The organism is Marinobacter aromaticivorans (assembly GCF_002806975.1).
Lineage (GTDB): Bacteria > Pseudomonadota > Gammaproteobacteria > Pseudomonadales > Oleiphilaceae > Marinobacter > Marinobacter aromaticivorans.
This window is the reverse complement of record NZ_NIHD01000041.1, coordinates 1-913: the sequence shown is the minus strand read 5'-3', so window position 1 is coordinate 913 and position 913 is coordinate 1. Positions and strand designations below refer to the sequence as shown.

1 rRNA gene is annotated in these 913 nt (G+C 43.5%); it reads right to left on the bottom strand.

The features are described 5' to 3' along the window. A 16S ribosomal RNA gene (locus CDH48_RS19035) occupies positions 1–878 on the bottom strand; the annotation flags it as partial. Positions 879–913 lie beyond the last annotated feature (35 nt).

The following is a 913-nucleotide window of genomic DNA, read 5'->3' as shown; positions in this document are numbered from 1 at the left end:
ATTCAGGCGGATCATTTAACGCGTTAGCTGCGTTAGTGAAATTATTCCACCAACTAATGATCATCGTTTACGGCGTGGACTACCAGGGTATCTAATCCTGTTTGCTCCCCACGCTTTCGTCCCTTAGTGTCAATATATAACCAGTTAGCTGCCTTCGCCTATTGGTGTTCTTCCTAATATCTACGCATTCCACCGCTTCACTAGGAATTCCGCTAACCTCTTTATAATTCTATTTTGCCAGTATCCAAAGCGGACTGAAGTTGAGCTTCAGCATTTAACTCCAGACTTAGCAAAAAACCTACGGACGCTTTACGCCCAATAATTCCGGATAACGCTTGCGACCTATGTATTACCGCGGCTGCTGGCACATAGTTTGCCGTCGCTTTCTAATAAGGTACCGTCAAGATAAAATCATTTCCTATTCTATTTTTTCTTCCCTTATAACAGCAGTTTACATTCCGAAGAACTTCATCCTGCACGCTGTGTCGCTCCATCAAGCTTTCGCTCATTGTGGAAAATTCCTTACTGCTGCCTCCCGTAGGAGTCTGGGCCGTATCTCAGTCCCAGTGTGGCCGTACAGCCTCTCGGCCCGGCTAAACATCATCGTCTTGGTAGGCCATTACCCTACCAACTAACTAATGTTCCGCACCCCCATTTTTAAGTGAAGCTGTGAAGCTCCTTTCTATTACTCATCATGCGATAAATAACTATATCCGGTATTAGCTATTGTTTCCAATAGTTATCCCAGTCTTAAAGGTAGGTTAGGTACGTGTTACTCACCCATTCGCTACTGAATGTATTGCTACATCCCGTTCAACATGCATGTATTAGGCACACAGCGAGCGTTCATCCTGAGCTAGGATCAAACTCTCAAAAAATTGCGTGTTTAATAAATTGGTTTTGTTTTAATTTT